The sequence below is a fragment of the Neisseria sp. HMSC061H08 genome (assembly GCF_001836795.1).
Lineage (GTDB): Bacteria > Pseudomonadota > Gammaproteobacteria > Burkholderiales > Neisseriaceae > Neisseria > Neisseria subflava_A.
Genome location: NZ_KV830581.1, coordinates 41,692 through 68,246 on the forward strand (window position 1 = coordinate 41,692; position 26,555 = coordinate 68,246).

Below are 26,555 nucleotides of genomic sequence, written 5' to 3' on the forward strand. Positions count from 1 at the left end.
TAGTCATCATGAAATCAGAAATTTTAAAACAATTTGGTAAACATGTTCGTCATTTAAGACAACTCCAGGCTTTAAGTCAGGAAACATTGGCTGAAAAAGCGAATATGCACCGGACTTATATCGGAATGATAGAACGTGGAGAGCGTAACCCCGCCCTATTAAATCTTATTCGTTTGGCTAGCGCATTAGATATTTCTTTGCCTGAACTTTTAACTTTTAAGGACTATGTTAATGACGGGAACTGTGATAATGAATCTAACTGATTCGTATGGTTTTTTGGGTCTTCGGAATATATAGTGGAATTACTTTCTTAATAGTTTAAAAACAACTGGTGTTTAAATCGGATTTTCTGGTGGGATGTTAGGATAATCAATAGTATTATATAAAAGTATCAATCACATACGAGTGATACTTTGGGAAAAAAATTTACTTGACCGTGTACTATGGTACATGGTTTATAATATTCAGGGGGTGAAATAAGATGATTTATCGCATTAGTGAGTTTGCAGATAAATGTGGAGTTAATAAAGAAACGATCAGATATTACGAGCGAAAAAATTTATTACAAGAACCTCACCGAACGGAAGCTGGTTATCGGATATATTCATATGATGACGTTAAGCGTGTTGGGTTTATTAAACGAATACAGGAACTTGGTTTCTCTTTAAGCGAGATTTATAAATTACTTGGTGTTGTAGATAAAGATGAAGTTCGTTGTCAAGATATGTTCGAATTTGTTTCTAAAAAACAAAAGGAAGTGCAAAAACAAATAGAGGATTTAAAACGAATTGAAACTATGTTAGACGACTTAAAACAACGATGTCCAGATGAAAAGCAATTACATTCGTGTCCAATAATAGAAACATTAACATGAGAGATTAATTAACGAAAGGAGCTTTTTTATGAATAAATTTAAGGTAAACATTTCAGGAATGACATGTACGGGTTGTGAAAAACACGTAGAATCAGCACTTGAAAAGATAGGTGCTAAAAATATTGAGTCTAGTTATCGTCGTGGTGAAGCAGTATTTGAACTGCCCGATGATATTGAGGTTGAAAGTGCAATAAAGGCGATTGATGAAGCAAATTACCAAGCCGGAGAAATTGAAGAAGTATCATCACTAGAAAACGTGGCGTTAATTAATGAAGACAATTATGACCTTCTTATTATTGGTTCTGGTGCTGCTGCCTTTTCTTCGGCAATTAAAGCTATAGAATACGGTGCAAAAGTTGGAATGATTGAGCGTGGAACGGTTGGGGGAACCTGTGTGAATATTGGCTGTGTTCCGTCAAAAACTCTTCTTAGGGCAGGGGAAATCAATCATTTATCAAAAGACAATCCGTTTATAGGTTTACAAACATCCGCTGGAGAAGTGGATTTAGCTAGTTTAATCACGCAAAAGGATAAATTGGTGAGCGAACTTCGGAATCAAAAATATATGGATTTAATTGATGAATATAATTTTGATTTAATTAAAGGTGAAGCAAAATTCGTTGATGCTAGTACGGTTGAGGTCAATGGGGCAAAGTTATCTGCAAAACGCTTTTTAATTGCAACAGGTGCATCGCCTTCGTTGCCCCAAATTTCAGGACTTGAAAAAATGGACTATTTAACTAGTACAACACTTCTTGAGTTAAAGAAAATACCAAAACGATTAACTGTAATTGGTTCAGGATACATTGGAATGGAGCTTGGACAACTATTTCATCATTTAGGTTCAGAAATAACGCTTATGCAAAGAAGTGAGCGACTTTTAAAGGAGTATGATCCTGAGATTTCAGAGTCAGTTGAAAAAGCGTTAATTGAACAGGGTATAAACCTTGTCAAAGGGGCAACTTTTGAGCGTGTTGAACAAAGTGGAGAGATAAAAAGGGTTTACGTAACAGTAAATGGCAGTAGAGAAGTCATTGAATCAGATCAGTTACTTGTTGCCACTGGAAGAAAACCAAATACGGATTCTTTAAATTTAAGTGCAGCAGGTGTTGAAACTGGAAAAAATAATGAAATCCTGATCAATGATTTTGGTCAAACAAGTAATGAAAAGATTTATGCAGCAGGAGATGTGACTTTAGGACCACAATTTGTATATGTAGCAGCCTATGAAGGTGGAATTATTACTGATAATGCTATTGGTGGATTAAACAAAAAAATAGATTTATCGGTAGTTCCTGCTGTTACGTTTACGAATCCGACGGTTGCAACGGTTGGTTTAACAGAAGAACAAGCAAAAGAGAAAGGGTATGATGTGAAGACATCTGTATTACCTTTAGATGCTGTTCCAAGAGCAATTGTAAACCGTGAAACAACCGGTGTATTTAAACTAGTAGCAGATGCAGAAACACTAAAAGTATTAGGGGTTCATATTGTATCTGAAAATGCAGGAGATGTCATCTATGCAGCATCATTAGCTGTTAAATTTGGCTTAACGATAGAAGATTTAACAGAAACCCTAGCACCATATTTAACAATGGCTGAAGGGCTAAAATTAGTTGCACTTACGTTCGATAAAGATATTTCGAAATTATCTTGTTGTGCAGGCTAAGGGAACTTTTTTAGGATTTTGAGATTTAAGTTATTTGAGGTCTGTAATGTAGACAGCTCAATCTACCTTAAAAAGGTCGTCTGAAAACCCTGTTTCCAAGTTTTCAGACGACCTTTCCTAATTACAGCAATTAATGTCGAATCAGCTTTACACCACGATGTTCACCAGTCTGCCCGGAACGACGATGATTTTCTTCGCAGGCTTGCCTTCCATGAATTTCACTGCGCCTTCGTTGGCAAGGGCGGCGGCTTCGAGGTCGGCTTTGGATGCGTCGGCGGCGACGGTGATTTTGCCGCGCAGTTTACCGTTGACTTGAACCATCACTTCGATTTCGGATTTGACCAAAGCGGCTTCATCGACTGTCGGCCAGCCTGCTTCCCACAGTTTCGCGCTGTTCAATTCGCTCCACAGGGTTTCGCAGATGTGTGGCACAATCGGCCACAGCAAGCGTACGGCGGCTTCCAATACTTCTTGAGCGACGGCGCGGCCTTGTTCGCTGCCGGTGTCGGTTTTATCGTATTGGTTGAGCAGTTCCATTACGGCGGCGATGGCGGTGTTGAACTGCTGACGGCGGCCGTAGTCGTCGCTGACTTTGGTGATAGTGGAATGCAGTTTGTGGCGCAGGTCTTTGAGTTCTTTAGACAAACCATCTTGGTTGCCTGCGAACGCTTTGACTGTTTCGCCTTGCTTCAAGTATTCGTAAACGGTACGCCACAGACGGCGCAGGAAGCGGTGTGCGCCTTCGACGCCGCTGTCGCTCCATTCGAGGGACTGTTCGGGCGGTGCGGCGAACATCATGAACAGGCGGGCGGTGTCTGCGCCGTAGGCGTTAATCAGTTCTTGCGGATCGACGCCGTTGTTTTTGGACTTGGACATTTTTTCCGTGCCGCTGATGACGACTGGCAGTCCGTCTGCTTTCAGAACGGCGGAAACAGGGCGGCCTTTGTCGTCAAAAGTCAGCTCGACATCGGCAGGGTTGATCCAGTCTTTGCCGCCTTTGTCGTTTTCGCGGTAGTAGGTTTCGCAAACGACCATGCCTTGCGTCAGCAGGCGTTCAAACGGTTCGTCAACATTGACCAAGCCTTCGTCGCGCATCAGTTTGGTGAAGAAACGCGCGTACAAGAGGTGCAGAATCGCGTGTTCGATGCCGCCGATGTATTGGTCGACCGCGCCCCAGTATTTTGCGGCTTTAGTCGATACCATGCCTTCTGCGAACTTGGGCGACATATAGCGGAAGAAATACCAGCTTGACTCCATGAAGGTGTCCATGGTGTCGGTTTCGCGTTTCGCCACGCCGCCGCAGCATGGGCAGGTGGTTTCGTAAAACTCGGGCATTTTTGCCAGCGGCGAACCCATGCCGTCGGGTACGACGTTTTCAGGCAGGACGACCGGCAGTTGGTCGGCAGGGACGGGTACGTCGCCGCATTTTTCGCAATGGACGATGGGAATCGGGCAGCCCCAGTAGCGTTGGCGCGAAATGCCCCAGTCGCGCAGGCGGTATTGGGTTTTCGGTTCACCTGCGTCTTGACTTTGCAGCTTGGCGGAGATGGCGTCGAAGGCCGTCTGAAAATTCATGCCGTCCAAGTCGCCGCTGTTGACCAATACGCCGTTTTCTTTGTCGCCGTACCATTCTTGCCATTGGTTTGCGTCGAATGTGTTGTCGCCGACGGCAATGACTTGTTTTTTCGGCAGATTGTATTTGGTAGCGAACTCAAAATCGCGTTCGTCATGCGCCGGAACAGCCATCACTGCGCCGTCGCCGTAGCCCCACAATACATAGTTGGCAATCCACACTTCCAGCTTGTCGCCGTTGAGTGGATTGACGACGTAGCGGCCGGTCGGCACGCCTTTTTTCTCCATCGTCGCCATATCGGCTTCGGCAACCGAGCCGGCTTTACATTCGGCGATAAATGCCTGCAATTCGGGTTTGTCGGCGGCTGCGGCGGTTGCCAGCGGATGCTCGGCGGCAACGGCAACATAAGTCGCGCCCATCAGCGTGTCAGGACGGGTGGTATAAACTTGCAGGAACTTCGCGTAATCGCCTTCCAAGCCTTGTTTGCTGTCGTCTGAAACGGCGAAGCGCACGGTCATGCCGCGAGATTTGCCGATCCAGTTGCGCTGCATGGTTTTGACCTGTTCCGGCCAGTGTTCCAGCTTGTCCAAATCGTTGAGCAGCTCTTCGGCGTAATCCGTGATTTTGAAGTAATACATCGGGATTTCGCGTTTTTCGATCAACGCGCCGGAACGCCAGCCGCGTCCGTCGATGACTTGCTCGTTGGCAAGGACGGTTTGGTCGACCGGATCCCAGTTTACCGTGCCGTTTTTACGATAGACGATGCCTTTTTCAAACAGCTTGGTAAACAGCCATTGTTCCCAGCGGTAGTATTCGGGTTTGCAGGTAGCGACTTCGCGCTCCCAGTCAATCGCAAAACCTAGGCTTTTGAGCTGGGTTTTCATGTATTCGATGTTGTCGTACGTCCAAGCGGCGGGGGCGACGTTGTTTTTCATCGCCGCATTTTCCGCAGGCATACCAAACGCGTCCCAACCCATAGGCTGCATGACGTTGAAGCCGTTTAAGAGTTTGAAGCGGCTCAATACGTCGCCGATAGTGTAGTTGCGCACATGCCCCATGTGCAGCTTGCCGCTGGGGTAGGGGAACATGGAGAGGCAGTAGTATTTGGGTTTGGAAGCGTCTTCGGAGACGTTGAAAATACGCTCGTCGTCCCATTTTTTCTGCGCCGCAGGCTCGATGGCGGCGGGTTGGTAATGTTCTTGCATGGTCATTCTGTTTTTCGCTTGAAAACGTTGGAAAAAATAAAGATGGGATTATAGCAGGTTGTCGGGCCTGTCGGTTTGACAAAGGCCGTCTGAATGTTTGGATGTCGGAAAAGCACAATTTCAGACGGCCTTGAAAATACTGACTTGAGTTTTTGATACTCGCCCACATATCCCACCCAGTTTGAATTCATTCTTAACACTATCAAAATTATGAGCAATAAAGATTATTACGAAACCCTTGGTGTTGCCCGCAGCGCTAGCGACGATGAAATCAAAAAAGCCTACCGCAAGCTGGCAATGAAATACCATCCCGACCGCAACCCTGACAACAAAGAAGCGGAAGAAAAATTTAAAGAAGTCCAAAAAGCTTACGATACCTTGTCAGACAAGGAAAAACGTACCATGTACGACCAATACGGCCATGCCGCGTTTGAGCAGGGCATGGGCGGCGGCGCGGGCGGATTCGGCGGTTTTGGCGGGTTCGGCGGTGCGCAAGGCTTCGATTTTTCCGATATTTTCAGTCAAATGTTCGGCGGCGGTGCCGGCGGCCGCCAGCCGGATTACAGCGGCGCGGACTTGCAGGTCGGCATAGAGATTTCGCTTGAAGAAGCCGCCAAAGGCGTGAAAAAACGCATCAATATTCCGACTTACGAAGAATGTGATGTCTGCCACGGCTCAGGTGCCAAACCGGGTACATCCGCATCGACTTGTTCGACCTGTCACGGCTCGGGCACGGTACACGTCCGCCAAGCCATTTTCCAAATGCAGCAGACTTGTCCGACTTGTCACGGTACAGGCAAAGAAATCAAAGATCCTTGCGTCAAATGCCGTGGCGAAGGCCGCACCAAAACCAGCAAAACGGTTGAAGTCAACATTCCGGCAGGCATCGACGACGGTCAACGCATCCGCTTGAGCGGCGAGGGCGAGCCGGGTCAACACGGCGCGCCGGCAGGCGATTTGTACGTCAATGTCCGCGTGAGACAGCACAAAATTTTTGAGCGCAACGGCTTGGACTTGCATTGCGAACTGCCGATCAGCTTTGCCATTGCCGCATTGGGTGGCGAAGTCGAAGTGCCAACTTTGGACGGCAAAGTCAAACTGCACATTCCGAAAGAAACGCAAACCGGCCGCCGCATGCGCGTGAAAGGCAAAGGCATTAAGTCCCTGCGTTCCAGCTCGACCGGCGATTTGTACTGCCACATTTTGGTTGAAACTCCGGTTAACCTGACCGACCGTCAGAAAGAGTTGCTGGAAGAATTTGAAAAAATCTCCTCCGGTCTCAATCTCAGCCAAACCCCGCGCAAGAAATCGTTTTGGGAAAAAGTAGGCGAAAAAGTAGGCGATTTGTTCTCCGATAATTAATCGCTGTGAAAAAGGCCGTCTGAAACCTGATTGAATGAGGTTTCAGACGGCCTTTTGTTTTTCTTTTTGTTGCTTCAAGCCATGGTTTGCCTTACAATGCGCGCTTCACTCTTACGGGAGTAGCCATTCGGCGCAATGCCGAAACCGTTGTCAACATAATCGGCTTGTGCGGCCGTGGCAGCGGTATCTTCTCTGCTTTATCGGAAGACAGGCAAGACGTAAGCGTTGTCCATACCCTTGCGGGCGGTATGCACAGCGCTTTTTGTTTGCCCGCTTTTCGGTTGAGTATCTTAAATCATGGAAGCTTTTTTCTCTTCGACGCTGGGCGTTGCCATTGCCGAAATCGGCGATAAAACGCAATTGCTCGCGCTCTTTTTGGCAGCACGTTTTGCCCACAAAAACGCGATTGTTGCCGGTATCTTTGTTGCAACCCTGTTGAACCATCTTGTTTCAGCTGCACTCGGTGTCTGGCTGGCATCCGCTATTTCGCCCGAAGTCATGAAATGGGTGGTCGGCGGCAGCTTTATTGCGGTCGGCTTATGGCTGCTGTTGCCGGACAAAGACGAAGATCCTGACAGCAAATGGCTGAAATACGGCGCATTTACGGCGACGGTCGTCCTATTTTTCTTGGCAGAAATCGGCGATAAAACGCAAATTGCGACGGTTCTTTTGGCAGCAAAATACCAATCTATCCTGCTGGTTGTGGTCGGCAGTATTGCCGGTTTGATGATTGCTTCTGTGCCTGCCGTGTATTTGGGCGAAATGCTGATGCGCAAAATTCCGGCCAAAGCAGTGCGCATTGCCGCGTGTATCTTGTTCTGCCTGTTGGGTATTTTGACCCTGCTTGGCGACGGTATCGTGTTGAAGGCCGTCTGAAATGTGGGACATTGTTTTTGAACACAAAGACTTTGTGGTCATCAATAAGCCTTGCGGCGTATCGGTGCACAGCGAATCGGAAGGGGATGTTTGTCTGACCGCATCGCTGGCGCAGCAGCTCAGTGTTGAACGCGTGTGGCTGGTTCACCGATTGGACAAAGCCACCAGCGGCCTGTTGCTGTTTGCGCTTAACCGCGACAGCGCGACGGCTTTATCGGCGCAGTTTGCTGAGAAAACCATGCGTAAAACTTATTTGGTACTCGGTACGCACAAGCCGGCGAAAAAGCAGGGCTGGGTGAAAGGCGGTATGGCGCGTTCGCGGCGCGGTACATGGAAGCTGACGCGTGATGAGGATAATTTTGCCGTTACCCGTTTCAGCAGCCAAAGCCTGAAGCCCGGTTTGCGCCTGTTTGTGTTGCAACCGTTTACCGGCAAAACCCATCAGCTGCGCGTGGCCATGAAAAGCATAGGCAGTCCGATTTTGGGCGATACGCTGTATGGCGGCGATGAGGCGGAACATCTGTTTCTGCACGCTTGGCGTTTGGTTTTCGACTATCGCGGCGAGCATTTCGATATTCGGGTTGCTCCCGATAAAACATGGCCGTCTGAAATCGATTTGTCGGTGTGTTTGGGTTCGGATGAATCCGAAGAGAAACAGTGAAATTTTTGTGTATTCAAAAGGCCGTCTGAAAATTGTTCAGACGGCCTTTTGATTGTTTCAAGTTTACATTTCCAATTCGCTCAAGCCCGGCAAGTCGGCAAAACAGCGGTCATGCGTGATTTGGCAGAAGTTGTCCAGATAGCCTTTGTTGGCATCTTCCGTACGAATGGCGGCATAAAGTTTGCTTTGTAGGCCGTCTGAAGTGATTTTGCGGTGGACGACGTAGCCTTTTTCTAAATACGGCATGACTGTCCAATAGGGCAGGGCGGCGATGCCGCGTTTGCTGGCAACCAATTGAATAATGGCAATGGTCAGCTCGCTGTGGCGGCGCGGCGGATTAATGCCTTTGGGCAGCAGCACTTTTTTGGGCAAATCCAGCATTTCGTCGGGGACGGGATAAGTAATCAAGGTTTCGTCGATAAAATCTTCCGCTTCCCAAACGTCTTTGTCGGCAAGCGGGTGGTCTTCTGCGCAGATACCGACCATTTCATAGGCAAACAGGGGGCGGTAGCTGATGCCGTTGAGCGGCTCGGCTTCGGAAACGATGGCAAGGTCGGCGCGGTGTTGCAGCAGCAACCCGACCGGATCGGCTTGGAAACCGGAAACGATGTCCAATTCAACTTGCGGCCATAACGGGCGGAACTCGCCCATGGCAGGCATCAGCCAGTCGAAGCAGGTGTGGCATTCGACGGCAAGCCTGAGTTCGCCGGCTTCGCCTTCGATAATCCTCACTAGTTCGCGCTCGGCAGCGGCAACCTGCGGCAACAGTTCGCGCGCCAGTTGCAATAGGCGCATACCGGCCGGTGTGAAGCGCAAAGGTGTGGATTTACGTTCAAACAACGGCGTTTCGTAATAATTTTCCAAGGCGCGGATTTGGTGCGATAGGGCGGATTGGGTCAGGAAAACCCGTTTGGCGGCAAGGGAAACGCTGCCGGTTTCTTCTAAAGCCAGCAAGGTTTTGAGATGACGCAATTCGATAATAGAGTCCATGTGTTTTCAGACGGCCTGTGGGTAAGGTGGGGTATATTAAAATAATTCATGATGATGTGCAAATGATTAATGTTGGGAATGATTGCTGAAATCGGAATGTAAGAATTTGAGGCATAAACAGATTTTGCGGTTAGAATGCGAAGCTGTTTTTGAAGATAGATATAAGGAGCGGAATATGGCTTTACGCCGCGAAATTCTGGCTTGGTGTGATGAGACTTTACAGATCGGGCTGTTTAAGGACTATGCGCCCAACGGTTTGCAGGTCGAAGGCAAAGAAGAAATTGCCAAAATCACCACTTCGGTTACCGCCAGCAAAGCAGCAATCGATTTTGCCGTAGGGCAGGGGGCAGATATGCTTTTGGTCCACCACGGCATGTTTTGGAAAAGCGAGCCTGTCACGATTACCGGTTGGAAGAAAGCACGCATTGAAACCTTGCTGCAACACCAAATCAATATGGCGGGCTACCACCTGCCACTGGATGCGCACCCGCAACTGGGCAATAACGCACAGTTGGCCGAGAAACTCGATTGGGTACTCGAAAAACAATTCGGCGAGCAAAACCTGTTGAATACAGGCCGTCTGAAAACCACGCAAACATTGGCGCAGTTGTCTGAACGCATCGAGGCGGTATTTGACCGCAAGCCGACCGTTATCGGCGATCTTGAACGCGAAATCAAACGCATTGCCTGGTGTAGCGGCGGTGCGCAGGGATTTTTTCAGACGGCCGCAGACGAAGGTGTCGATGCGTATCTGACCGGTGAAATTTCCGAAGCGCAATATCATCTTGCCAATGAAACGGGTGTGGCATTTATCAGTGCCGGCCACCATGCGACAGAACGTTACGGCGTACGCGCCTTAGGCGATGCCGTGGCAGAAAAATTCGGTATCGAAGTGGTTCACTTTGATGAAAACAATCCTGCTTGAGTATTGAGCAATATCATAAAACTTTACCTTATTTTAAATAATGCTTTGAGTATTACAACAAACTAGGTAGAATTACGCTGTTTAATGGCTCGGTATTCCCAAAATTTTAGGACGACTGAATAATGGATAATCAAGAAATCAACAACGGTCGCCGCCGTTTTCTGACACTGGCTACATGCGGTGCAGGCGGTGTGGCGGCTCTGGGCGTAGCTACGCCTTTCGTGGCCAGCTTCTTCCCATCGGAGAAAGCTAAGGCTGCCGGTGCTGCTGTCGAAGTAGATGTCAGCAAAATCGAAGCAGGCCAAATGCTGACTGCCGAATGGCAGGGCAAACCGATTTGGCTGGTCAACCGCACAGATCAACAGCTCAAAGACTTGAAAAGTTTGGATGGTGCAGTTGTCGATCCCAATTCCGAAGTGGATCAGCAACCGGAATATGCTAAAAACGAGACCCGTTCGATCAAGCCGAACCTCCTCGTCGCTATCGGTATCTGTACCCACCTGGGTTGCTCTCCGACTTACCGTCCCGATATTGCTCCCGCCGACTTGGGTGCAGACTGGAAAGGCGGTTTCTTCTGCCCTTGCCACGGTTCGAAATTTGACATTGCAGGCCGAGTATACAAAGGTGTTCCTGCACCGACCAACTTGGTTGTACCGCCTTACAAATATCTGAGCGATACGACTGTTTTGGTGGGCGAAGACTAAAAATAAGGAACGATAATTATGGCAAACCAAACCAATAGCAAAGCAAAAGCATTGTTAGGCTGGATGGACGATCGCTTCCCTCTGTCTAAAATGTGGAATGAGCATTTGGCTCAATACTATGCGCCGAAGAACTTCAACTTCTGGTATTACTTCGGCTCTTTGGCTCTGCTTGTCCTGGTAATTCAAATCGTCAGCGGTATTTTCCTGACCATGAACTACAAACCGGACGGCAACCTTAACGCCTACCATCTGCCTGCTGCCTTTACCGCAGTAGAGTACATCATGCGCGACGTGTCCGGCGGCTGGATTATCCGCTACATGCACTCCACCGGCGCATCTTTCTTCTTCATTGTCGTTTATCTGCACATGTTCCGTGGTCTGATTTACGGTTCATACAAAAAACCTCGTGAATTGGTGTGGATTTTCGGTTCCCTGATTTTCTTGGCATTGATGGCAGAAGCCTTTATGGGTTACCTGTTGCCTTGGGGTCAAATGTCCTTCTGGGGTGCGCAGGTAATTATTAACCTGTTCTCCGCCATCCCTGTTATCGGTCCTGATTTGTCCACCTGGATCCGCGGTGACTTCAACGTTTCCGACGTTACTTTGAACCGCTTCTTCGCCCTGCACGTTATCGCTGTACCTTTGGTATTGCTCGGCTTGGTTGTGGCTCACATCATCGCCCTGCACGAAGTGGGTTCTAACAACCCTGATGGCGTTGAAATCAAGAAAAACAAAGACGAAAACGGTATTCCACGCGATGGTATCCCATTCCATCCTTACTATACCGTTAAAGACATCTTGGGCGTTGTTGTATTCCTGATTGTCTTCTGTTCTGTGTTGTTCTTTGCACCTGAAGGCGGCGGCTACTTCTTGGAAGCGCCAAACTTCGATGCAGCAAATGCGTTGAAAACACCTCCGCACATTGCGCCGGTATGGTACTTCACTCCGTTCTACGCAATTTTGCGTGCGATTCCTTCGATGGCAGGTACTCAGGTATGGGGTGTAATCGGCATGGGTGCAGCAGTTGTGTTGATTGCCTTGTTGCCTTGGCTGGATAAGTCACCTGTAAAATCTGTTCGTTACCGCAACAACTCTTTCAAAGTAATGTTGGCGTTGTTTGTTGTATCTTTTATCGGCTTGGGAATTTTGGGTGCATTGGTAGCAGATGATACTCGTACAGCTTTTGCTCGTGCATTCAGTTCATTCTATTTCTTGTTCTTCATCGGTATGCCTTTGCATACAAATCCTAAATGGTTGGCTGAAAAAGCTGGTGGTATTAAATATTTAATTAGTCTGTTTGTTTATGCAGCTTTAATTATTTATAACCTGTATTTAGTTGCAGTCTTGCCAAATTACATCGTTAAGGCGTTCGTTTTGGCTTACACTGTTTTCTTTGCAGCTATTCCATTCCTGAATGCGTTTAATAGCGAAAAAGCTACGCCTGAACGCGTAACCATGAGCACTACTAAACAAAAAATTATGTTCTTTGTTTACATCGGTATTACCGTTGTCGGTGCTTACTTGTTTGCAACCAATATCTGATGAGGGCAGCGAAAATGAAACAAACTCTGAAAAACTGGTTTGCTGCCTTATTGCTGGCAGTACCTATGAGTGCAGCCGTCGCCAGCGGCGGCGGACACTACGAAAAAGTCGATATCGACCTGCGTGACCAAGTCAGCCTGCAGCACGGTGCGCAAATCTTTACAAACTACTGTTTGTCTTGCCACTCTGCAAGCGGTATGCGCTTCAACCGTCTGAAAGACATCGGTTTGACTGAAGATGAAATCAAGAAAAACCTGATGTTCACAACAGACAACGTTGGTGACGTAATGGTAGCGGCAATGGATCCGAAAGATGCCTCCAAATGGTTGGGTGCGCCTCCTCCGGATTTGACCCTGATTGCTCGTTCTAAAGGTGCAGACTACCTGTACGCTTATATGCGCGGCTTCTATAAAGACCCAACTCGTCCGACCGGTTGGAATAATACCGTTTTGGCCGGCGCGAGTATGCCTCACCCATTGTGGGAGCAACAAGGTGTTCAAGCCGTTGAGTTGGATGCTAAAGGTCAGCCTGTTATGATTAAAGACGAGCATGGCAACCTGATTCCTAAGCTGTATTGGGAATCTACCGGTTTACACAGCCGTCGCTTGCCTAACGGTAAAGTGATCCAAAAAGAGTACGATACTTATGTACGCGACTTGGTGAACTACTTGGTGTACATGGGTGAGCCTGCTCAGTTGCAACGCCACCGCATCGGCTACATGGTTCTGGCATTCCTGTTTGCGGTAATGCTGCCATTGGCTTACTTCCTGAAAAAAGAATTCTGGAAAGACGTTCACTAATTCTTTTGAATAAAAAAGGCAAACCTGTTTCGGGTTTGCCTTTTTTATTTGTGAAATTGGTTTATGCAGAAATAATGTAAATTTTAAAATTACTTAATATAAACAATGTGATATGTGAAATTTCTGGATTAAGTGTTTGAAATTATGTATAATTCTGTCTGAATTTTTATAAGGTTTAAGGCCATCTGAAAAGATTGATCAGGAGTAAAAGATTATGATGACATTGTATTCAGGTATTACCTGTCCATTCAGCCAACGTTGCCGTTTTGTGCTGTACGAAAAAGGCATGGATTTTGAAATCAAAGATGTGGACGTGTTCAATAAACCTGAAGACTTGGCTTTGATGAATCCGTATAACCAAGTACCGGTTCTGGTTGAGCGTGATTTGATTTTGCACGAATCAAACATTATCAACGAGTACATTGACGAGCGTTTCCCTCATCCTCAGTTGATGCCGGGTGATCCTGTTATGCGCGGTCGCGGCCGTTTGGTACTGTACCGTATGGAAAAAGAATTGTTCAGCTTGGTGCAAGTGCTGGAAAACCCTGAATCTACCAATAAAGAACAAGCTAAAGCGCGTGAAGCCATTGGCAATGGTTTGACACTGTTGGCACCGTCTTTTACTAAAAACAAATACATCTTGGGCGATGACTTCTCCATGATTGATGTTGCCTTGTCTCCGCTGTTGTGGCGTTTGGACTATTACGACATCAAACTGGGTAAATCTGCTGCGCCTTTGCTGAAGTACGCCGAGCGTATTTTCCAACGCGAAGCCTTTATTGAAGCATTAACGCCGGCTGAAAAAGCCATGCGTCGTTAAGGGGCGTAACTATGGCAACTTCAACCAAACCGTATTTGTTGCGTGCTTTGTATGAATGGTGCTTGGATAATAACCAAACACCGCACATCGTGGCTTGGGTAAATGAACATACCCGTGTGCCGATGCAGTATGTGCGTGACAATGAAATTGTTTTAAATATTGGTCCTACCGCCAGCCATAACTTGAATATCGACAACGAATGGGTCAATTTCTCTGCACGTTTTTCCGGCGTAGCGCACGAGATTTGGATTCCGGTCGGTCATATTGTCAGTATATTTGGCCGCGAAAGTGGAGAGGGTATGGGGTTTGAGGTGGAACCATATCAGCCTGCTTCTGCCGAGGTTGCGGTAGCTGAAGATAAAAAAGCTGAATCTGCGGAAGAAAAACCGAAAAAAGTATTGAAGCTTGTGAAGTAATTAAAAGATAAAAGGCCGTCTGAAATGTTTCAGACGGCCTTTATTAATTAGGTATTGAAATGGAAAAATTAATGAGCAATCAGTTATTATCAAGCCAAACAAAAAAGCTCTTGCGTTCAACAAGAGCTTTTTTGTTTAGTGGTGGAGGTAAGCGGGATCGAACCGCTGACCTCTTGCATGCCATGCAAGCGCTCTACCAACTGAGCTATACCCCCGAAATTTGGTGGCGAATCAGGGACTCGAACCCCGGACACAAGGATTATGATTCCTCTGCTCTAACCGACTGAGCTAATTCGCCGTTTCGTGAAGTCGCTATTATAGTTTTTTTTAAATATTTGGCAAGCGCTAATTTTGCTTTTTTTTATTTCTTATTGTTTTTAAAAAATAAAAAGTAAGTTGTCAGGCTACAGCTTATGGCAAATATCGCCGTGGCTGAAGCCTGTCCAATCGATATCAATGTCTTTGCCAAAAGCGATGACTTTAAAAAGTTCGCCCATTTCGTGCTGATGTATCAGTTTTTGTACTGCGGCGGCGGCTTGGATATATTCAACCGAATCCGGGCTGCCGATTTGTGCTAGCAGATCGGTGATGCCGAGATTGAGCAGGAAATAAGATTGGGGCAGGTAGCCGATTAAATCCAAACCTGATTCCGTGCCGGCGCGTGCAATATCGGTGAAATTGACATGTGCAGTCAGATCGGTCAGGCCGATGTTGAAAAATGGGTCGTGGATGGTGTGGTGGCGATAGTGGCCGATAAATGTGCCTTCTTTGCGTTGCGGATGGTAATACTGGGCGGCATCGAAGCCGTAATCGATAAATATCATGCCACCGCGTTGCAATTTGGCAGCCAGGGTTTGGATAAAGGCATATTGTGCTGGATGCAGCTCGCTTGTGTATGAAGGGAGGGGAGGGAAATACAAGGCGGCTGTTTGTATTAGTTCGGCTTGGGCCAATGGTTTGATGGCTTCGATTAGCTTGTCATTCTCTAAGCTGACGCCGATTTGTTGAAACCCTTCATCTTGATAAATCAAGCGTTCCACCGGCATGGCATCCAATACTTCGTTGCCGATGATGATGCCGTCAAAGTGTTCGGGTAATGCGGTGAGGTGGATGACTTTTGCGGCTGCTTCGGGAGATGTGTGCTCAAGAATATGTTGACGTTGTCTTTCTGCAAGCTCTGCTGACAGCTCGATAATGTAGTAATGATTCAGGCCGTCTGAAAGATTTTGTAAGAGTGTGGCAGCGAGATGACCTGTGCCTGCGCCAAATTCGTAGATATTGCCTGCTGTTTGCGGCAGTAATTCGGCAAGTTGTTTGGCAAGGGTTTGTCCGAATAGGGGGGAGAGGGTAGGGGCAGTAATGAAGTCGCCATCCGTGCCGATTTTATGGCTGCCTCCGCTGTAATAGCCGTATTGGGGTGTGTAAAGGGCAAGCTCCATAAATTGGGAGAAAGGTATCCAGTTTTGATGTTGTTCAATTTCGTTTTTGATGAGCTTAGTCAGGTGTGCTGAAGAGGCTTGTGCGTCAGGGGAGGGGAGGGGGAGTTGTGGCTTCATGACTGTTAGATAATGTAAAAAATTTGAATTTGTTTGTATATTATAGCCCCTTGTAAGAGGGGTGGTAATCAGGTATAAAAATACTATATGTAGTATTTTTATACTATATATACTACTATATATAGTATTTAATGCTAAATGAGATGCTTAATAAATCCATATGTCATTCATTATTGCGTATATAAACTATTGAATTTTAAGCATTTAGTGTTTCATTTCAGATAAGAAACGGATTTGACCTGATTGCCAAAATTTCTTATAGTGTCGGTTAGTGGGGCATAGTGGGTGAAAGTGGTTACTTTTTCCTGAAAAGTGTTCCATGGAAGCGAAAACGAAATATTTTAGGAAGGTGGGATTTTTAATCTCACTCTGTTTTATTTTAATCGAATTTGGGGTGTGATGTGTTTGGCGGTGCTCATGAATTGAGTATGGACAGTAAAGGGCGGTTGGCGATTCCTGCCAAATTCCGCGATATTTTGCTGCGCCGTTATACGCCTGCAATTGTGGTCACACTGGATTCCCGAAAAAAATTATTGATGTACCCCGAGCCCGTTTGGGAAGAAAAAGCCGAGCAGATTCTGAAGTTGAAAGTAGCCGGCAATGAATCTTTGCAACGGTATCAGAATTTGTTGCTGCACAATGCGGAGATTTTGGAGTGGGACAGCGCCGGACGTGTTTTGATTCCGGCCAATCTGCGCAAACGTGTAGATTTTGAAAAAGAAGTTACTTTGGTTGGCCGTGCAAACCGTATGGAGTTGTGGGGCCGCGAACATTGGGAAGAGGAAATGAATCAGGCTTTGGATATCGATCCTGATGAATTGGCTTTCCAATTGAGTCAAACGGATTTGCAATTGTGAGTAAAGTTGAAAATTATCAGCATGTTACTGTCTTGTTGCATGAGGCGGTGGATGCGTTGGCAATCCGTGAAGACGGGATTTATGTGGACGGTACGTTCGGCAGGGGAGGGCATTCCCGGCTGATTTTGTCGCGTTTGGGTGAGCAGGGCCGTTTGGTTGTTTTTGATAAAGACCCCGAGGCGATAGCGGTAGCCAATGAGTTGGCAACGCAAGATAAGCGTGTCCGTGTCGTACACAATGGTTTTGAGACATTTCAGACGGCCTTGGATGAATTGGGCATCGATAAGATTGACGGTGCGCTTTTCGATTTGGGGATTTCGTCGCCGCAAATTGACGATGGCAGCCGCGGATTCAGTTTCCGCTTTGATGCGCTGTTGGATATGCGGATGGATCCGACCCGCGGGATGTCTGCGGCGAAATGGATTGCAACCGCATCCGAACAGGATTTACACGAGGTTATTAAGAATTATGGTGAAGAGCGGTTTAGTCGCCAGATTGCGCGCGCCATTGTTGCGCAACGGGAGGAAAGTCCCATCGATACAACCCGCAAGCTGGCGCAGCTTGTGGCGCAAAACGTCCGTACTCGTGAGCGCGGACAAGACCCTGCAACGCGCACCTTCCAAGCAGTTCGCATCTTTATTAACCGCGAGCTCGAAGAGGTAGAGGCAGTTTTGCCGCAGGTTGCAGGCCGTCTGAAAGAGGGTGGACGCTTGGCTGTCATTGCGTTCCATTCGCTGGAAGACAGAATTGTGAAGCAGTTTATTAAAAAATATTCGCAACATGCGCCATTGCCCCGTTGGGCAGTGGTTAAGGAAGCGGATTTGCCTCAGCCGCCTTTGAAGGCTGTGGGTAAGGCAATCAAACCGGGTTCGGCAGAGACTGAAGCCAATCCGCGTGCGCGCAGTGCAGTTTTGCGTGTGGCGGAGCGAAACAGTGGCGAATTTTCGGTTATTGAGTAGGGGATGGCGTCTGAACGCTGTCGTAAGAGATAGTCCTGTTGACAGGCCGTCTGAAAGTTTGAGATGGGTAAGTTGAATATTTTATTACTGGTTTTGGTGACGGTCTCAGCCTTTGCCGTAGTGTTTAAGCAAAACCAGTCCCGTTTGCATTTTATCGAGTTGGATAAGGCACAAAAACGGGAAATTCAGTTGGAACAGGATTACGCGCGCTTGAAATTGGAGCAGGCAAGATTGGCAAACCACAAATTGATTAAAGTGGCGGCCGAAAAGCAACATCTGCTTCCGCCGGGTGCGCATAATACGGCTATGCTGGAACGCAAAAAATAAGAATATAGAGCCTTGCATTGGTGCAAGATTTACGGGATTTGATGGCTCACTGAGCAGCTAAGTCATGAGAAGTTCAACATGTTAATTAAGAACGAATATAAACCTCAAATGCTGTCTGGAACAACAAAAACGAAAAAGCCGCTGACAAGTAACGGGCGAATCGGTTTGGTGCTGGGCGCTGTTGCGCTGGCATTTACCGGTCTGTTGGTACGCGGGGTTTATCTGCAAACCAGTCAGCATGAATTTTTGAAAAATCAGGGCGACCAACGTTTTGTGCGTACGCTTCCGTTGCCGGCATCACGCGGTATGATTACCGACCGCAATGGTGCCACATTGGCGTTGAGTGCGCCTACCGAATCATTGTATGCCATGCCTTCCGGTATGGAGGAAATGCCGACTGACGAGCAGTTGGAAAAACTGTCGGCCATTGCCGATGTGCCTGTTGAAGTTTTGAAAAATAAATTGTCTAAAAAAGACAAAGGCTTTATCTATCTGAAGCGTCAACTCAGCTACGAGAAAGCAGAAGAAATCAAAGCATTGGGCATTAAAGGCATCGCATTCCAAAAAGAATTGAAACGCCATTACCCGATGGGCAATCTGTTTGCGCATGTTATCGGGTTTACCAATATCGACGGCAAAGGTCAGGAGGGCTTGGAGCTTTCCCGTGAAGACAGCCTGCGCGGTGAAGATGGCGCGAAAGTCGTATTGCGCGACAACAAAGGCAACATCGTAGACAGCCTCGACTCTCCGCGCAACAGCGTACCTAAAAACGGTCAAGACATGATTTTGTCTTTGGATCAGCGCATTCAGACGCTGGCTTATGAGGAGTTGAACAAAGCTGTGGCTTATCATAAAGCCAAAGCGGGTACGGTTGTGGTATTGGATGCGCAAACCGGCGAAATTTTGGCTTTGGTCAACAGCCCGGCTTACGATCCGAATCAACCGGGTCAAGCCAATAGCGAACAGCGCCGCAACCGCGCCGTAACCGACATGATCGAACCTGGTTCTGCCATGAAGCCGTTTACCATTGCCAAAGCATTGGATTCCGGCAAAGTGGATGCAACCGATACGTTCAATACCCTGCCTTACAAAATCGGCCCGGCCACCGTACAAGACACCCACGTTTATCCTACTTTGGATGTACGTGGCATCATGCAAAAATCTTCCAACGTTGGTACCAGTAAACTTTCTGCCATGTTTACGCCTAAAGAAATGTATGATTTCTATCATGATTTGGGTGTGGGCGTGCGCATGCATTCAGGCTTCCCGGGTGAGACTGCAGGTTTGTTGAGAAGCTGGCGCAGATGGCAAAAAATCGAACAGGCAACCATGTCTTTCGGTTATGGCCTGCAATTGAGCCTGTTGCAATTGGCGCGTGCCTATACTGTCTTGACCCATGACGGCGAATTGTTGCCGGTCAGCTTTGAAAAACAAGCGGTTGCCCCTAAAGGCAAACGCGTCATCAAAGCCTCTACCGCAAAAAAAGTGCGCGAGTTGATGGTTTCCGTTACTGAAGCCGGCGGTACCGGTACTGCCGGTGCTGTGGATGGTTTCGACGTAGGTGCGAAAACCGGTACTGCGCGTAAACTGGTCAATGGCCGCTATGTGGATAACAAACACGTCGGTACGTTCATCGGTTTTGCTCCGGCTAAAAATCCACGCGTGATTGTGGCCGTTACCATCGACGAACCGACTACTAACGGCTATTACGGCGGCGTGGTTGCCGGTCCCGTATTCAAAGAAGTCATGAGCGGAAGCTTGAACATCTTGGGCGTTTCCCCGACCAAGCCTTTAAGTAATACCGCTACTGTCAAAGTACCGTCATAATCCAAACAATCAAAGAGATATTGTTTATGTTCAGCAAGTTAACCCCCTTGGCTGAAACCAACTTTCCGCCTCTGCTGTGTGAAAACGCAGCAGGGCGTTTGTTGCATTCAGACAGCCGACAAATTAAACAGGGTGACATTTTCGTTGCCTGCCAGGGCGAATATACAGACGGCCGTAGCTATATCCCCGCCGCCATCGCCAACGGTGCAACCTTTGTTTTTTGGGATGATGACGGCAAATTTGCGTGGAATCCCGAATGGAAAGTTCCTAATCAAGGTATTAAAGATTTGAAACACCGTGCCGGCATGTTGGCGGCACAAGTTTACGGCAACGTTTCAGACGGCCTTAAAGTTTGGGGCGTAACCGGTACCAACGGCAAAACCTCTATCACACAATGGCTGGCGCAAGCTGCCGATCTGTTGGGCGAAAAAACCACCATTATCGGCACAGTCGGCAACGGCTTTTGGGGCGCATTGGAAGAGACCACGCATACCACTCCTGCCCCTGTCGATGTCCAAACCCTGCTCTACCGCTTCCGTCAGCAAGGCGCAACAGCTGCCGCGATGGAAGTTTCCAGCCACGGCCTTGACCAATCACGCGTCAGCGGCGTGCCGTTCCGCAGCGCTATCTTCACCAACCTCACCCGCGACCACCTCGATTACCACGGCACCATGGAAGCCTATGGTGCCATCAAATCGCGCCTGTTCTACTGGCATGGTCTGCAACATGCCATCATCAATGTCGATGATGAATACGGCGCAGAACTGGTAGGCCGTCTGAAAAAAGACTGTCCCGATTTAGCCGTTTACGGCTATGGTTTCAGCGAGCAAGCCGATATCCGCATTACCGATTTCACCGCTTCTTCAGACGGCATGGAAGCCGTATTCCAAACCCCGTGGGGCGAAGGAAAATGCCGTACCCGTCTGCTCGGACGGTTCAACGCGCAAAACCTCGCCGCCTGCGTTGCCTTGCTGTGTGCCAACGGTTATCCACTCAATAACGTTTTGGAAGTGCTGGCAAAAATCCGTCCTGCTTCAGGCCGCATGGATTGCATTATGAACAGCGGCAAACCTTTGGTCGTTGTCGATTATGCCCACACACCCGACGCATTGGAAAAAGCACTCTCTACTTTGCAGGAAATCAAACCGCAGGGAGCGGCTTTGTGGTGTGTATTTGGCTGCGGTGGCAACCGAGACCGCGGCAAACGCCCATTGATGGGTGCGGCAGCCGTGCAAGGGGCTGATAAGGTGGTGGTTACCAGCGATAACCCGCGCTTGGAAAATCCGCAAGACATCATCAACGATATTTTGCCTGCCGTACCTAATCCTGAACGCGTCGAGGTTGATCGCGCCGTCGCCATCCGTTATGCGGTCGAACAAGCTGCTGCGAACGACATCATTCTGATTGCCGGTAAAGGGCATGAAAACTATCAGGATGTACAAGGCGTGAAGCACCATTTCTCCGATTTTGAAATCGCAGAAAAAGCATTGGCAGAGCGCGGTTAAGCCATAACGCAAATATTCAGACGGCCCGAAACCTTAAGGCCGTCTGAAAAAGATTTAAACCTATACAATAAAAGTAAAACGACACACGCATTACGGCACGTCAGCCATTAAACCCATCACAGTTGTTTGTTTCAGAAGACTTTTTAGAAAGGCCGTCTGAACAACAAGGAGACCGATTTGATGCTGAAAATGCCGACAAAAACCTTATTAATCAGTGCAGCCGTGGTTTTATTCGCAGGCTGTACCACCAAACAACTTCCGCGTCCTACTGCCGAAATCGAGCAGTTGAGGGCGCAACAGCCTCCTGCCGAGCAAAGCCTGCCCAATCCTGTTAAAGGCAAACGTTTTGACGACACTTGGGGCGCCGCACGCAGTCAGGGGCGCAGGCATGAAGGTGTGGATATTTTTGCTAAGAAAAATACGCCGATACGCAGTACGACGCCCGGTATCGTGACCAAAATCGGGCGCAACCGATTGGGTGGTAAAGTTATCGGTATTCAAGGGCCGGGTGCGTGGCATTACTATGCCCATCTGAATAAATTTGCCCGTATCCGCCTGTATGAGCGAGTCAAAGAAGGGCAGGTTATCGGCTATGTCGGTAAAACCGGCAACGCCAGAACTACACCGGCCCACCTGCATTACGGCGTGTATCTGCCCAGCGGCGCGGTAAATCCGTATCCGCTGATTAGTCAGAATAGATAGGCCGTCTGAACACGATTTGAGAGTATGAACGCAAAGAAATTGGTTAAGGCAACGAATATCATCGGTATGGTAGCAGTCGTGCTGCTGGTGTATTGGGTATTTGTTCTGATTTCATCCAATGTTTTCGGGCTTAAGGTATTCCGCGAATACATTACGGAAATTTTCCTGATGAGTATTTTGGGGATTTTTGCCGTGATGGCGGGTGCCTTGATATTGAACATCATGCTGAATTTGACCCGTATCGCCGAGCGAGGACAAGAGGAAGAAAGCAAAGGTAGCCGGAAAACCTTATATTTGTTGTTGGCAGTATTTCCCGTTTTAGCAGCCCTGTTATTTGGCGGAAATTATCTGACTGTTCAGCAAAAACGTCAGATTTTGACTCAATCTCTAGAGCGTATCGTCAAGGATAATCCATCGCAAATCAACGCGTTGGCAGATTATCGTTTTGAATTGGCGTACATCAAAAAAGCGGCGTTAATCCTTGAGCTGATGTCGAAGGAAGATTCTGCCTTTAAAGCCGCTACGGTGATTGTGCCGGATACGATAGGTAATAAACAGGTTTATTTGGCTTTTTCAGCCGATTCCCATTTAAGTGGGATTGATGAGCAGGCGCCCAATGCTCAGGGGGTAGGCGATGATAATGGTTTTGTCGTTACTCGGAATGGCAATAAAGAAACAATCAGCAAAACGCAATATCTTTATGCCCCAAATCTGAGCGAGCGTGAATACTTGCAGAGGGTATTTGCCGGACAAACAAATGAAATACGTTATGAGGCAAAAGATGGCAATTACAGCCTTTGCCACCCCTACCGCCAAAACGGTAAAACCATTGTATTGTGTTTTTCCGATTACCAGCAGTACGGGAAAATCGGCAGTTGATAAGAGAAAGTGATTTATAGTATGAAAAGTTGGTTTTCCAATACATTTCCTGATTATAAAAAATTGCCCAAAAGCGGTAAATTTATGGCATGGCTGACTTTTGTACAGGGCGTGGTTTGGTTGATTCTGGCATCAATTCAGAGTGTGCAAGGACTGATTAACAACATGGCATGGGCTGTGTTTTTTGGGATTTTACTTTTCATTTTGGGTGTGTTGGCGCTGTCTGCAGCATGGAATGCGTTTAAATTCCGTGAAATAGGTTTTAATAGAATGATATATGTGTACACGCCATGCTTGTTGCAAATAGTCTTTGTAGGAGAGGCATTTTCTTTTACGTATTATATAGAAAGTGTACTGCAATTATCATTTAGCCTTACGGTACATAAGCTTACTGTCGGTGTAAATTTTGCCGCTATTCTTTTTATTGTGCTGGCAAGACGCAATTATCGTCATTTAAAAATGGTTTCCCAAAATACGGATAAAAATGTGGAGCCGTTAGAACAAGGACAAGAAACACAATCATGAAACCACTAGACCTTAATTTTATTTGTCAGACCCTCAACCTTCCGATGCCGTCTGAAAATCAACCTGTTTCGCGTATCGTTACAGACAGCCGCGATATTCAGGACGGCGACGTATTTTTCGCGCTTGCCGGCGAGCGCTTTGACGCGCATGACTTTGTTGAAGATGTGTTGGCAGCGGGGGCGACGGCAGTTGTGGTTTCGCGCGAAGATTGTGTGGCTTTGAAAGGCGCGTTGAAGGTTGACGATACGCTTGCGGCTTTGCAAAAACTGGCGAAGGCGTGGCGTGAAAATGTGAATCCGTTTGTCTTTGGCATTACCGGCTCTTCCGGTAAAACGACGGTTAAAGAGATGTTGGCCGGCGTATTGCGTCATCGATTCGGTGATGAAGCTGTGTTGGCGACAGCCGGCAATTTCAACAATCATATCGGCTTGCCACTGACTTTGTTGAAGTTGAACGAAAAACACCGCTATGCCGTCATTGAAATGGGTATGAACCATTTTGGCGAATTGTCTTTGCTGACCCGAATTGCCGGTCCGAATGTTGCTCTGGTCAATAACGCCTTGCGTGCGCATGTCGGTTGTGGTTTTGATGGCGTCGGCGATATTGCTAAAGCAAAAAGTGAAATCTACGAAGGTTTGCTTTCAGACGGCATTGCGCTGATTCCGTGCGAAGATGCCAATATCGCTACATTTGAAGCTGCTACTGCGCAATTGAACGCTCAGACTTTCGGCGTTGCCAGTGGCGATGTCCATGCAGAAAATATTGAGTTGAAACCGTTGTCCTGCGAATTTGATTTGGTGCGTGGCAATGAACGTGTTGCCGTGGTGTTGCCAGTCCCCGGCCGTCACAATGTGCATAATGCCGTAGCGGCGACGGCTCTAGCTTTAGCGGCAGGTTTGAGCCTTGCCGAAGTTTCAGACGGCCTGAAAAATTTCAGTAATATCAAAGGCCGTCTGAATATCAAGCAAGGCATTAAAGGCGCGACTTTGATTGACGATACTTATAATGCCAACCCTGACAGCATGAAAGCCGCCATTGATGTGCTCGCCGCTATGCCTGCGCCGCGTATTTTTGTGATGGGCGATATGGGCGAATTGGGTGAGGATGAAGCCGCTGCCATGCACGCCGAAGTTGGCGCGTATGCACGGGATAAAGGTATCGAGGCTGCGTATTTTGTCGGCGATAACAGCGTTGAAGCGGCAGAAACATTTGGCGCGGAAGGTTTGTGGTTTGCTGACAAAGATCCGCTGATTCAAGTGTTGAGCCACGATTTGCCTGAACGCGCTACTGTATTGGTCAAGGGGTCGCGCTTTATGAAGATGGAAGAAGTGATTGAGGCGTTGGCAGCAACAACCGCGTAAATGGCCGTCTGAAATATGAAAAAGATTTTACTATTGACTGGTTTGCTGATTGCCGCGTTTTATGCCGGAATGAAAGTACAGGCATTTATCTATGAAGATACCTGCTTGGATTTGGGCGGCGGAAAGAATCCTGGAAACTATCCGATTTGCGTGGTAGAGAAATAATCTTACTCAATAAGGCCGTCTGAAATTTCAGACGGCATACCGATTTATTTTTAATTGGGCAATAAGCCCGCTGTAACAACAAAAACAAAAAAGGAAGCCCCATGTTTTTATGGCTCGCACATTTCAGTAACTGGTTAACCGGCCTGAATATTTTTCAATACACCACATTCCGTGCCGTGATGGCGGCTTTGACTGCTTTGGCGTTTTCCCTATTGCTTGGTCCGTGGACCATCCGCAAGCTGACTGCGCTTAAAGTCGGCCAAGCCGTCCGTACCGACGGCCCTCAAACCCACCTGATCAAAAACGGTACGCCAACCATGGGCGGCTCGCTGATTTTGACCGCCATTACCGTGTCCACAATCTTGTGGGGCAATTGGGCAAATCCTTATATTTGGATTCTCTTAGGTGTCTTGCTTGCTACCGGCGCACTCGGTTTTTACGACGACTGGCGCAAAGTGGTTTATAAAGACCCTAACGGCGTGTCTGCCAAATTCAAAATGGTGTGGCAGTCCAGCGTTGCCATCATCGCCGGTTTGGCGTTGTTCTACCTTGCGACAAATTCCGCCAACAATATCCTGATTGTTCCCTTCTTCAAACAAGTTGCCTTGCCGCTTGGCGTAGTCGGCTTCTTGGTATTGTCCTACCTGACCATCGTCGGCACATCCAATGCCGTTAACCTGACCGACGGTTTGGACGGCTTGGCCGCATTTCCCGTTGTACTTGTTGCCGCCGGCCTTGCCATTTTTGCTTATGCCAGCGGACACTCTCAATTTGCCCAATACCTGCAATTGCCTTACGTTGCCGGCGCAAACGAAGTGGTAATTTTCTGTACCGCCATGTGTGGTGCGTGTCTCGGCTTTTTGTGGTTTAACGCCTATCCGGCACAAGTCTTTATGGGCGATGTCGGCGCACTCGCGCTTGGCGCGGCACTCGGTACCGTTGCCGTCATCATCCGCCAAGAATTTGTCCTCGTCATCATGGGCGGCCTGTTTGTTGTTGAAGCCATTTCCGTTATGTTGCAAGTCGGTTGGTACAAACGCACCAAAAAACGCATCTTCCTGATGGCGCCGATTCATCACCATTACGAACAAAAAGGCTGGAAAGAAACCCAAGTCGTTGTCCGCTTCTGGATTATCACCATCGTCTTGGTATTGATCGGCTTGAGTACCCTCAAAATCCGCTGAACCTATGCCGTCCGAACACCTTTCAGACGGCATTTGAACGCGCAATAAACCTGCGGCGGCAATCCACCCCGTCCTATCGTTAACAGCGGCTGAAACCCGCCTTATACTAAAACAGGAGAGAAACCATGAAACAACCAACCAAATGGCTTGACGCTGCCCTGATTGCCTTGGGCTTGAAGCAAGCGGCATGGGAGGATGACGTACCGGATTTTCGGGAAAACTTGCAGGCGGCAGAACAGGGAAATGCAGCAGCCCAATACAATTTAGGCGTGATGTATGCCAACGGGCAAG

General features: G+C 47.8%; 26 protein-coding genes and 2 tRNA genes. 23 read left to right on the top strand and 5 right to left on the bottom strand.

Going from position 1 to position 26,555, the window contains the following annotated elements:
* Positions 1–8 precede the first annotated feature (8 nt).
* The 3 genes from HMPREF2675_RS08430 to merA all read left to right on the top strand — a co-directional run bounded on the left by HMPREF2675_RS08430 (position 9) and on the right by merA (position 2,543).
* Positions 9–263 (top strand): helix-turn-helix domain-containing protein, encoded by a 255-nt coding sequence (locus HMPREF2675_RS08430; RefSeq protein WP_070814711.1) that lies wholly within the window; start codon positions 9–11, stop codon positions 261–263.
* A 218-nt stretch (positions 264–481) separates the two neighbouring features.
* A complete protein-coding gene (merR, locus tag HMPREF2675_RS08435) occupies positions 482–874 on the top strand; it encodes an Hg(II)-responsive transcriptional regulator (RefSeq protein WP_001863748.1) in 393 nt (130 codons plus the stop codon).
* A gap of 28 nt (positions 875–902) precedes the next feature.
* Positions 903–2,543, top strand: coding sequence for a mercury(II) reductase (gene merA, locus HMPREF2675_RS08440; RefSeq protein WP_001031935.1), 1,641 nt, complete (start codon positions 903–905; stop codon positions 2,541–2,543).
* Between the two features lie 147 nt (positions 2,544–2,690).
* Here the strand turns inward: merA and leuS are convergent, their stop codons facing one another.
* The gene (gene leuS / locus HMPREF2675_RS08445; protein ID WP_070814712.1) at positions 2,691–5,321 is read right to left on the bottom strand and encodes a leucine--tRNA ligase; all 2,631 of its coding nucleotides are present in this window, start codon (positions 5,319–5,321) and stop codon (positions 2,691–2,693) included.
* Between the two features lie 210 nt (positions 5,322–5,531).
* Here leuS and dnaJ point away from each other — a divergent pair, with 210 nt between their 5' ends.
* The 3 genes from dnaJ to HMPREF2675_RS08460 all read left to right on the top strand — a co-directional run bounded on the left by dnaJ (position 5,532) and on the right by HMPREF2675_RS08460 (position 8,220).
* Positions 5,532–6,683, top strand: coding sequence for a molecular chaperone DnaJ (gene dnaJ, locus HMPREF2675_RS08450; RefSeq protein WP_070814713.1), 1,152 nt, complete (start codon positions 5,532–5,534; stop codon positions 6,681–6,683).
* 297 nt (positions 6,684–6,980) lie between these two features.
* Positions 6,981–7,559: a TMEM165/GDT1 family protein gene (locus HMPREF2675_RS08455; RefSeq protein WP_049348566.1), complete on the top strand. Its 579-nt coding sequence runs from the start codon at positions 6,981–6,983 to the stop codon at positions 7,557–7,559.
* A gap of 1 nt (position 7,560) precedes the next feature.
* Positions 7,561–8,220 carry a TIGR01621 family pseudouridine synthase gene (locus tag HMPREF2675_RS08460; protein WP_070814714.1) on the top strand — a complete coding sequence of 220 codons (660 nt, stop codon included), beginning with the start codon at positions 7,561–7,563 and terminating at the stop codon, positions 8,218–8,220.
* Between the two features lie 63 nt (positions 8,221–8,283).
* Here HMPREF2675_RS08460 and HMPREF2675_RS08465 read toward each other — a convergent pair whose 3' ends face one another.
* Positions 8,284–9,210 carry a LysR family transcriptional regulator gene (locus tag HMPREF2675_RS08465; RefSeq protein WP_070814715.1) on the bottom strand — a complete coding sequence of 309 codons (927 nt, stop codon included), beginning with the start codon at positions 9,208–9,210 and terminating at the stop codon, positions 8,284–8,286.
* Positions 9,211–9,385: 175 nt separating this feature from the next.
* Between HMPREF2675_RS08465 and HMPREF2675_RS08470 the strand changes: the two genes are divergently transcribed.
* The 6 genes from HMPREF2675_RS08470 (at position 9,386) to HMPREF2675_RS08495 (ending at position 14,417) form a co-directional block, all read left to right on the top strand.
* Entirely contained in the window at positions 9,386–10,135 is a 750-nt protein-coding gene (locus HMPREF2675_RS08470) for a Nif3-like dinuclear metal center hexameric protein (protein ID WP_070814716.1), read from the top strand.
* Positions 10,136–10,257: 122 nt separating this feature from the next.
* A complete protein-coding gene (petA, locus tag HMPREF2675_RS08475; RefSeq protein WP_070459589.1) occupies positions 10,258–10,839 on the top strand; it encodes a ubiquinol-cytochrome c reductase iron-sulfur subunit in 582 nt (193 codons plus the stop codon).
* Positions 10,840–10,857: 18 nt separating this feature from the next.
* Positions 10,858–12,381 (top strand): cytochrome b, encoded by a 1,524-nt coding sequence (locus HMPREF2675_RS08480; protein ID WP_168167158.1) that lies wholly within the window; start codon positions 10,858–10,860, stop codon positions 12,379–12,381.
* 14 nt (positions 12,382–12,395) lie between these two features.
* Complete coding sequence (locus HMPREF2675_RS08485; RefSeq protein WP_070814717.1) at positions 12,396–13,181, top strand: cytochrome c1; 786 nt, start codon at positions 12,396–12,398, stop codon at positions 13,179–13,181.
* Positions 13,182–13,395: 214 nt separating this feature from the next.
* A complete protein-coding gene (locus tag HMPREF2675_RS08490) occupies positions 13,396–14,001 on the top strand; it encodes a glutathione S-transferase N-terminal domain-containing protein (protein WP_039861850.1) in 606 nt (201 codons plus the stop codon).
* An 11-nt stretch (positions 14,002–14,012) separates the two neighbouring features.
* Positions 14,013–14,417: a ClpXP protease specificity-enhancing factor gene (locus tag HMPREF2675_RS08495; protein WP_070585198.1), complete on the top strand. Its 405-nt coding sequence runs from the start codon at positions 14,013–14,015 to the stop codon at positions 14,415–14,417.
* 139 nt (positions 14,418–14,556) lie between these two features.
* Here HMPREF2675_RS08495 and HMPREF2675_RS08500 read toward each other — a convergent pair.
* The 3 genes from HMPREF2675_RS08500 to HMPREF2675_RS08510 form a co-directional block, all read right to left on the bottom strand.
* Positions 14,557–14,632 (bottom strand) — tRNA-Ala (locus HMPREF2675_RS08500).
* Positions 14,633–14,638: 6 nt separating this feature from the next.
* A tRNA-Met gene (locus HMPREF2675_RS08505) sits at positions 14,639–14,715 on the bottom strand.
* Between the two features lie 106 nt (positions 14,716–14,821).
* Positions 14,822–15,973 (bottom strand): class I SAM-dependent methyltransferase, encoded by a 1,152-nt coding sequence (locus tag HMPREF2675_RS08510; protein ID WP_070814718.1) that lies wholly within the window; start codon positions 15,971–15,973, stop codon positions 14,822–14,824.
* 401 nt (positions 15,974–16,374) lie between these two features.
* Here HMPREF2675_RS08510 and mraZ point away from each other — a divergent pair, with 401 nt between their 5' ends.
* The 11 genes from mraZ to mraY all read left to right on the top strand — a co-directional run bounded on the left by mraZ (position 16,375) and on the right by mraY (position 26,264).
* A complete protein-coding gene (gene mraZ / locus HMPREF2675_RS08515) occupies positions 16,375–16,830 on the top strand; it encodes a division/cell wall cluster transcriptional repressor MraZ (protein WP_003748265.1) in 456 nt (151 codons plus the stop codon).
* Entirely contained in the window at positions 16,827–17,789 is a 963-nt protein-coding gene (rsmH, locus tag HMPREF2675_RS08520) for a 16S rRNA (cytosine(1402)-N(4))-methyltransferase RsmH (protein WP_070814719.1), read from the top strand. Before mraZ ends, rsmH begins: the two co-directional genes overlap by 4 nt.
* A gap of 63 nt (positions 17,790–17,852) precedes the next feature.
* Positions 17,853–18,116: a cell division protein FtsL gene (ftsL, locus tag HMPREF2675_RS08525; RefSeq protein WP_003681879.1), complete on the top strand. Its 264-nt coding sequence runs from the start codon at positions 17,853–17,855 to the stop codon at positions 18,114–18,116.
* A gap of 78 nt (positions 18,117–18,194) precedes the next feature.
* Positions 18,195–19,943 (top strand): peptidoglycan D,D-transpeptidase PBP2, encoded by a 1,749-nt coding sequence (locus tag HMPREF2675_RS08530; protein ID WP_070814720.1) that lies wholly within the window; start codon positions 18,195–18,197, stop codon positions 19,941–19,943.
* A gap of 26 nt (positions 19,944–19,969) precedes the next feature.
* Complete coding sequence (locus tag HMPREF2675_RS08535) at positions 19,970–21,448, top strand: UDP-N-acetylmuramoyl-L-alanyl-D-glutamate--2,6-diaminopimelate ligase (protein ID WP_070814721.1); 1,479 nt, start codon at positions 19,970–19,972, stop codon at positions 21,446–21,448.
* A 180-nt stretch (positions 21,449–21,628) separates the two neighbouring features.
* Positions 21,629–22,150, top strand: a complete 522-nt coding sequence (locus tag HMPREF2675_RS08540) for a M23 family metallopeptidase (protein ID WP_070814722.1) — start codon at positions 21,629–21,631, stop codon at positions 22,148–22,150.
* 24 nt (positions 22,151–22,174) lie between these two features.
* Entirely contained in the window at positions 22,175–23,029 is an 855-nt protein-coding gene (locus HMPREF2675_RS08545) for a peptidase (RefSeq protein WP_070645593.1), read from the top strand.
* A 21-nt stretch (positions 23,030–23,050) separates the two neighbouring features.
* Positions 23,051–23,554 carry a hypothetical protein gene (locus HMPREF2675_RS08550; protein WP_070645591.1) on the top strand — a complete coding sequence of 168 codons (504 nt, stop codon included), beginning with the start codon at positions 23,051–23,053 and terminating at the stop codon, positions 23,552–23,554.
* Positions 23,551–24,915, top strand: coding sequence for a UDP-N-acetylmuramoyl-tripeptide--D-alanyl-D-alanine ligase (murF, locus tag HMPREF2675_RS08555; RefSeq protein ID WP_070645589.1), 1,365 nt, complete (start codon positions 23,551–23,553; stop codon positions 24,913–24,915). The genes HMPREF2675_RS08550 and murF overlap by 4 nt, the downstream gene beginning before the upstream one ends.
* Before the next feature lie 15 nt (positions 24,916–24,930).
* Positions 24,931–25,080: a hypothetical protein gene (locus tag HMPREF2675_RS11420; protein ID WP_049335337.1), complete on the top strand. Its 150-nt coding sequence runs from the start codon at positions 24,931–24,933 to the stop codon at positions 25,078–25,080.
* A 101-nt stretch (positions 25,081–25,181) separates the two neighbouring features.
* Positions 25,182–26,264, top strand: coding sequence for a phospho-N-acetylmuramoyl-pentapeptide-transferase (gene mraY, locus HMPREF2675_RS08560; protein ID WP_004518887.1), 1,083 nt, complete (start codon positions 25,182–25,184; stop codon positions 26,262–26,264).
* Positions 26,265–26,555: the final 291 nt, after the last annotated feature.

Excerpts from the sequence above, each read along its gene's own strand:
- merR (WP_001863748.1), top strand. The coding sequence starts at position 482 with ATGATTTATCGCATTAGTGAGTTTGCAGATAAATGTGGAGTTAATAAA.
- petA (WP_070459589.1), top strand. The coding sequence starts at position 10,258 with ATGGATAATCAAGAAATCAACAACGGTCGCCGCCGTTTTCTGACACTG.
- HMPREF2675_RS08550 (WP_070645591.1), top strand. The coding sequence starts at position 23,051 with ATGAAAAGTTGGTTTTCCAATACATTTCCTGATTATAAAAAATTGCCC.
- HMPREF2675_RS08545 (WP_070645593.1), top strand. The coding sequence starts at position 22,175 with ATGAACGCAAAGAAATTGGTTAAGGCAACGAATATCATCGGTATGGTA.
- HMPREF2675_RS08480 (WP_168167158.1), top strand. The coding sequence starts at position 10,858 with ATGGCAAACCAAACCAATAGCAAAGCAAAAGCATTGTTAGGCTGGATG.
- HMPREF2675_RS08495 (WP_070585198.1), top strand. The coding sequence starts at position 14,013 with ATGGCAACTTCAACCAAACCGTATTTGTTGCGTGCTTTGTATGAATGG.
- HMPREF2675_RS08455 (WP_049348566.1), top strand. The coding sequence starts at position 6,981 with ATGGAAGCTTTTTTCTCTTCGACGCTGGGCGTTGCCATTGCCGAAATC.
- HMPREF2675_RS08460 (WP_070814714.1), top strand. The coding sequence starts at position 7,561 with ATGTGGGACATTGTTTTTGAACACAAAGACTTTGTGGTCATCAATAAG.
- HMPREF2675_RS08485 (WP_070814717.1), top strand. The coding sequence starts at position 12,396 with ATGAAACAAACTCTGAAAAACTGGTTTGCTGCCTTATTGCTGGCAGTA.
- HMPREF2675_RS08530 (WP_070814720.1), top strand. The coding sequence starts at position 18,195 with ATGTTAATTAAGAACGAATATAAACCTCAAATGCTGTCTGGAACAACA.
- HMPREF2675_RS08535 (WP_070814721.1), top strand. The coding sequence starts at position 19,970 with ATGTTCAGCAAGTTAACCCCCTTGGCTGAAACCAACTTTCCGCCTCTG.
- HMPREF2675_RS08490 (WP_039861850.1), top strand. The coding sequence starts at position 13,396 with ATGATGACATTGTATTCAGGTATTACCTGTCCATTCAGCCAACGTTGC.
- HMPREF2675_RS08465 (WP_070814715.1), bottom strand. The coding sequence starts at position 9,210 with ATGGACTCTATTATCGAATTGCGTCATCTCAAAACCTTGCTGGCTTTA.
- HMPREF2675_RS08510 (WP_070814718.1), bottom strand. The coding sequence starts at position 15,973 with ATGAAGCCACAACTCCCCCTCCCCTCCCCTGACGCACAAGCCTCTTCA.
- murF (WP_070645589.1), top strand. The coding sequence starts at position 23,551 with ATGAAACCACTAGACCTTAATTTTATTTGTCAGACCCTCAACCTTCCG.
- HMPREF2675_RS08470 (WP_070814716.1), top strand. The coding sequence starts at position 9,386 with ATGGCTTTACGCCGCGAAATTCTGGCTTGGTGTGATGAGACTTTACAG.
- dnaJ (WP_070814713.1), top strand. The coding sequence starts at position 5,532 with ATGAGCAATAAAGATTATTACGAAACCCTTGGTGTTGCCCGCAGCGCT.
- HMPREF2675_RS11420 (WP_049335337.1), top strand. The coding sequence starts at position 24,931 with ATGAAAAAGATTTTACTATTGACTGGTTTGCTGATTGCCGCGTTTTAT.
- ftsL (WP_003681879.1), top strand. The coding sequence starts at position 17,853 with ATGGGTAAGTTGAATATTTTATTACTGGTTTTGGTGACGGTCTCAGCC.
- merA (WP_001031935.1), top strand. The coding sequence starts at position 903 with ATGAATAAATTTAAGGTAAACATTTCAGGAATGACATGTACGGGTTGT.
- mraY (WP_004518887.1), top strand. The coding sequence starts at position 25,182 with ATGTTTTTATGGCTCGCACATTTCAGTAACTGGTTAACCGGCCTGAAT.
- leuS (WP_070814712.1), bottom strand. The coding sequence starts at position 5,321 with ATGCAAGAACATTACCAACCCGCCGCCATCGAGCCTGCGGCGCAGAAA.
- HMPREF2675_RS08540 (WP_070814722.1), top strand. The coding sequence starts at position 21,629 with ATGCTGAAAATGCCGACAAAAACCTTATTAATCAGTGCAGCCGTGGTT.
- HMPREF2675_RS08430 (WP_070814711.1), top strand. The coding sequence starts at position 9 with ATGAAATCAGAAATTTTAAAACAATTTGGTAAACATGTTCGTCATTTA.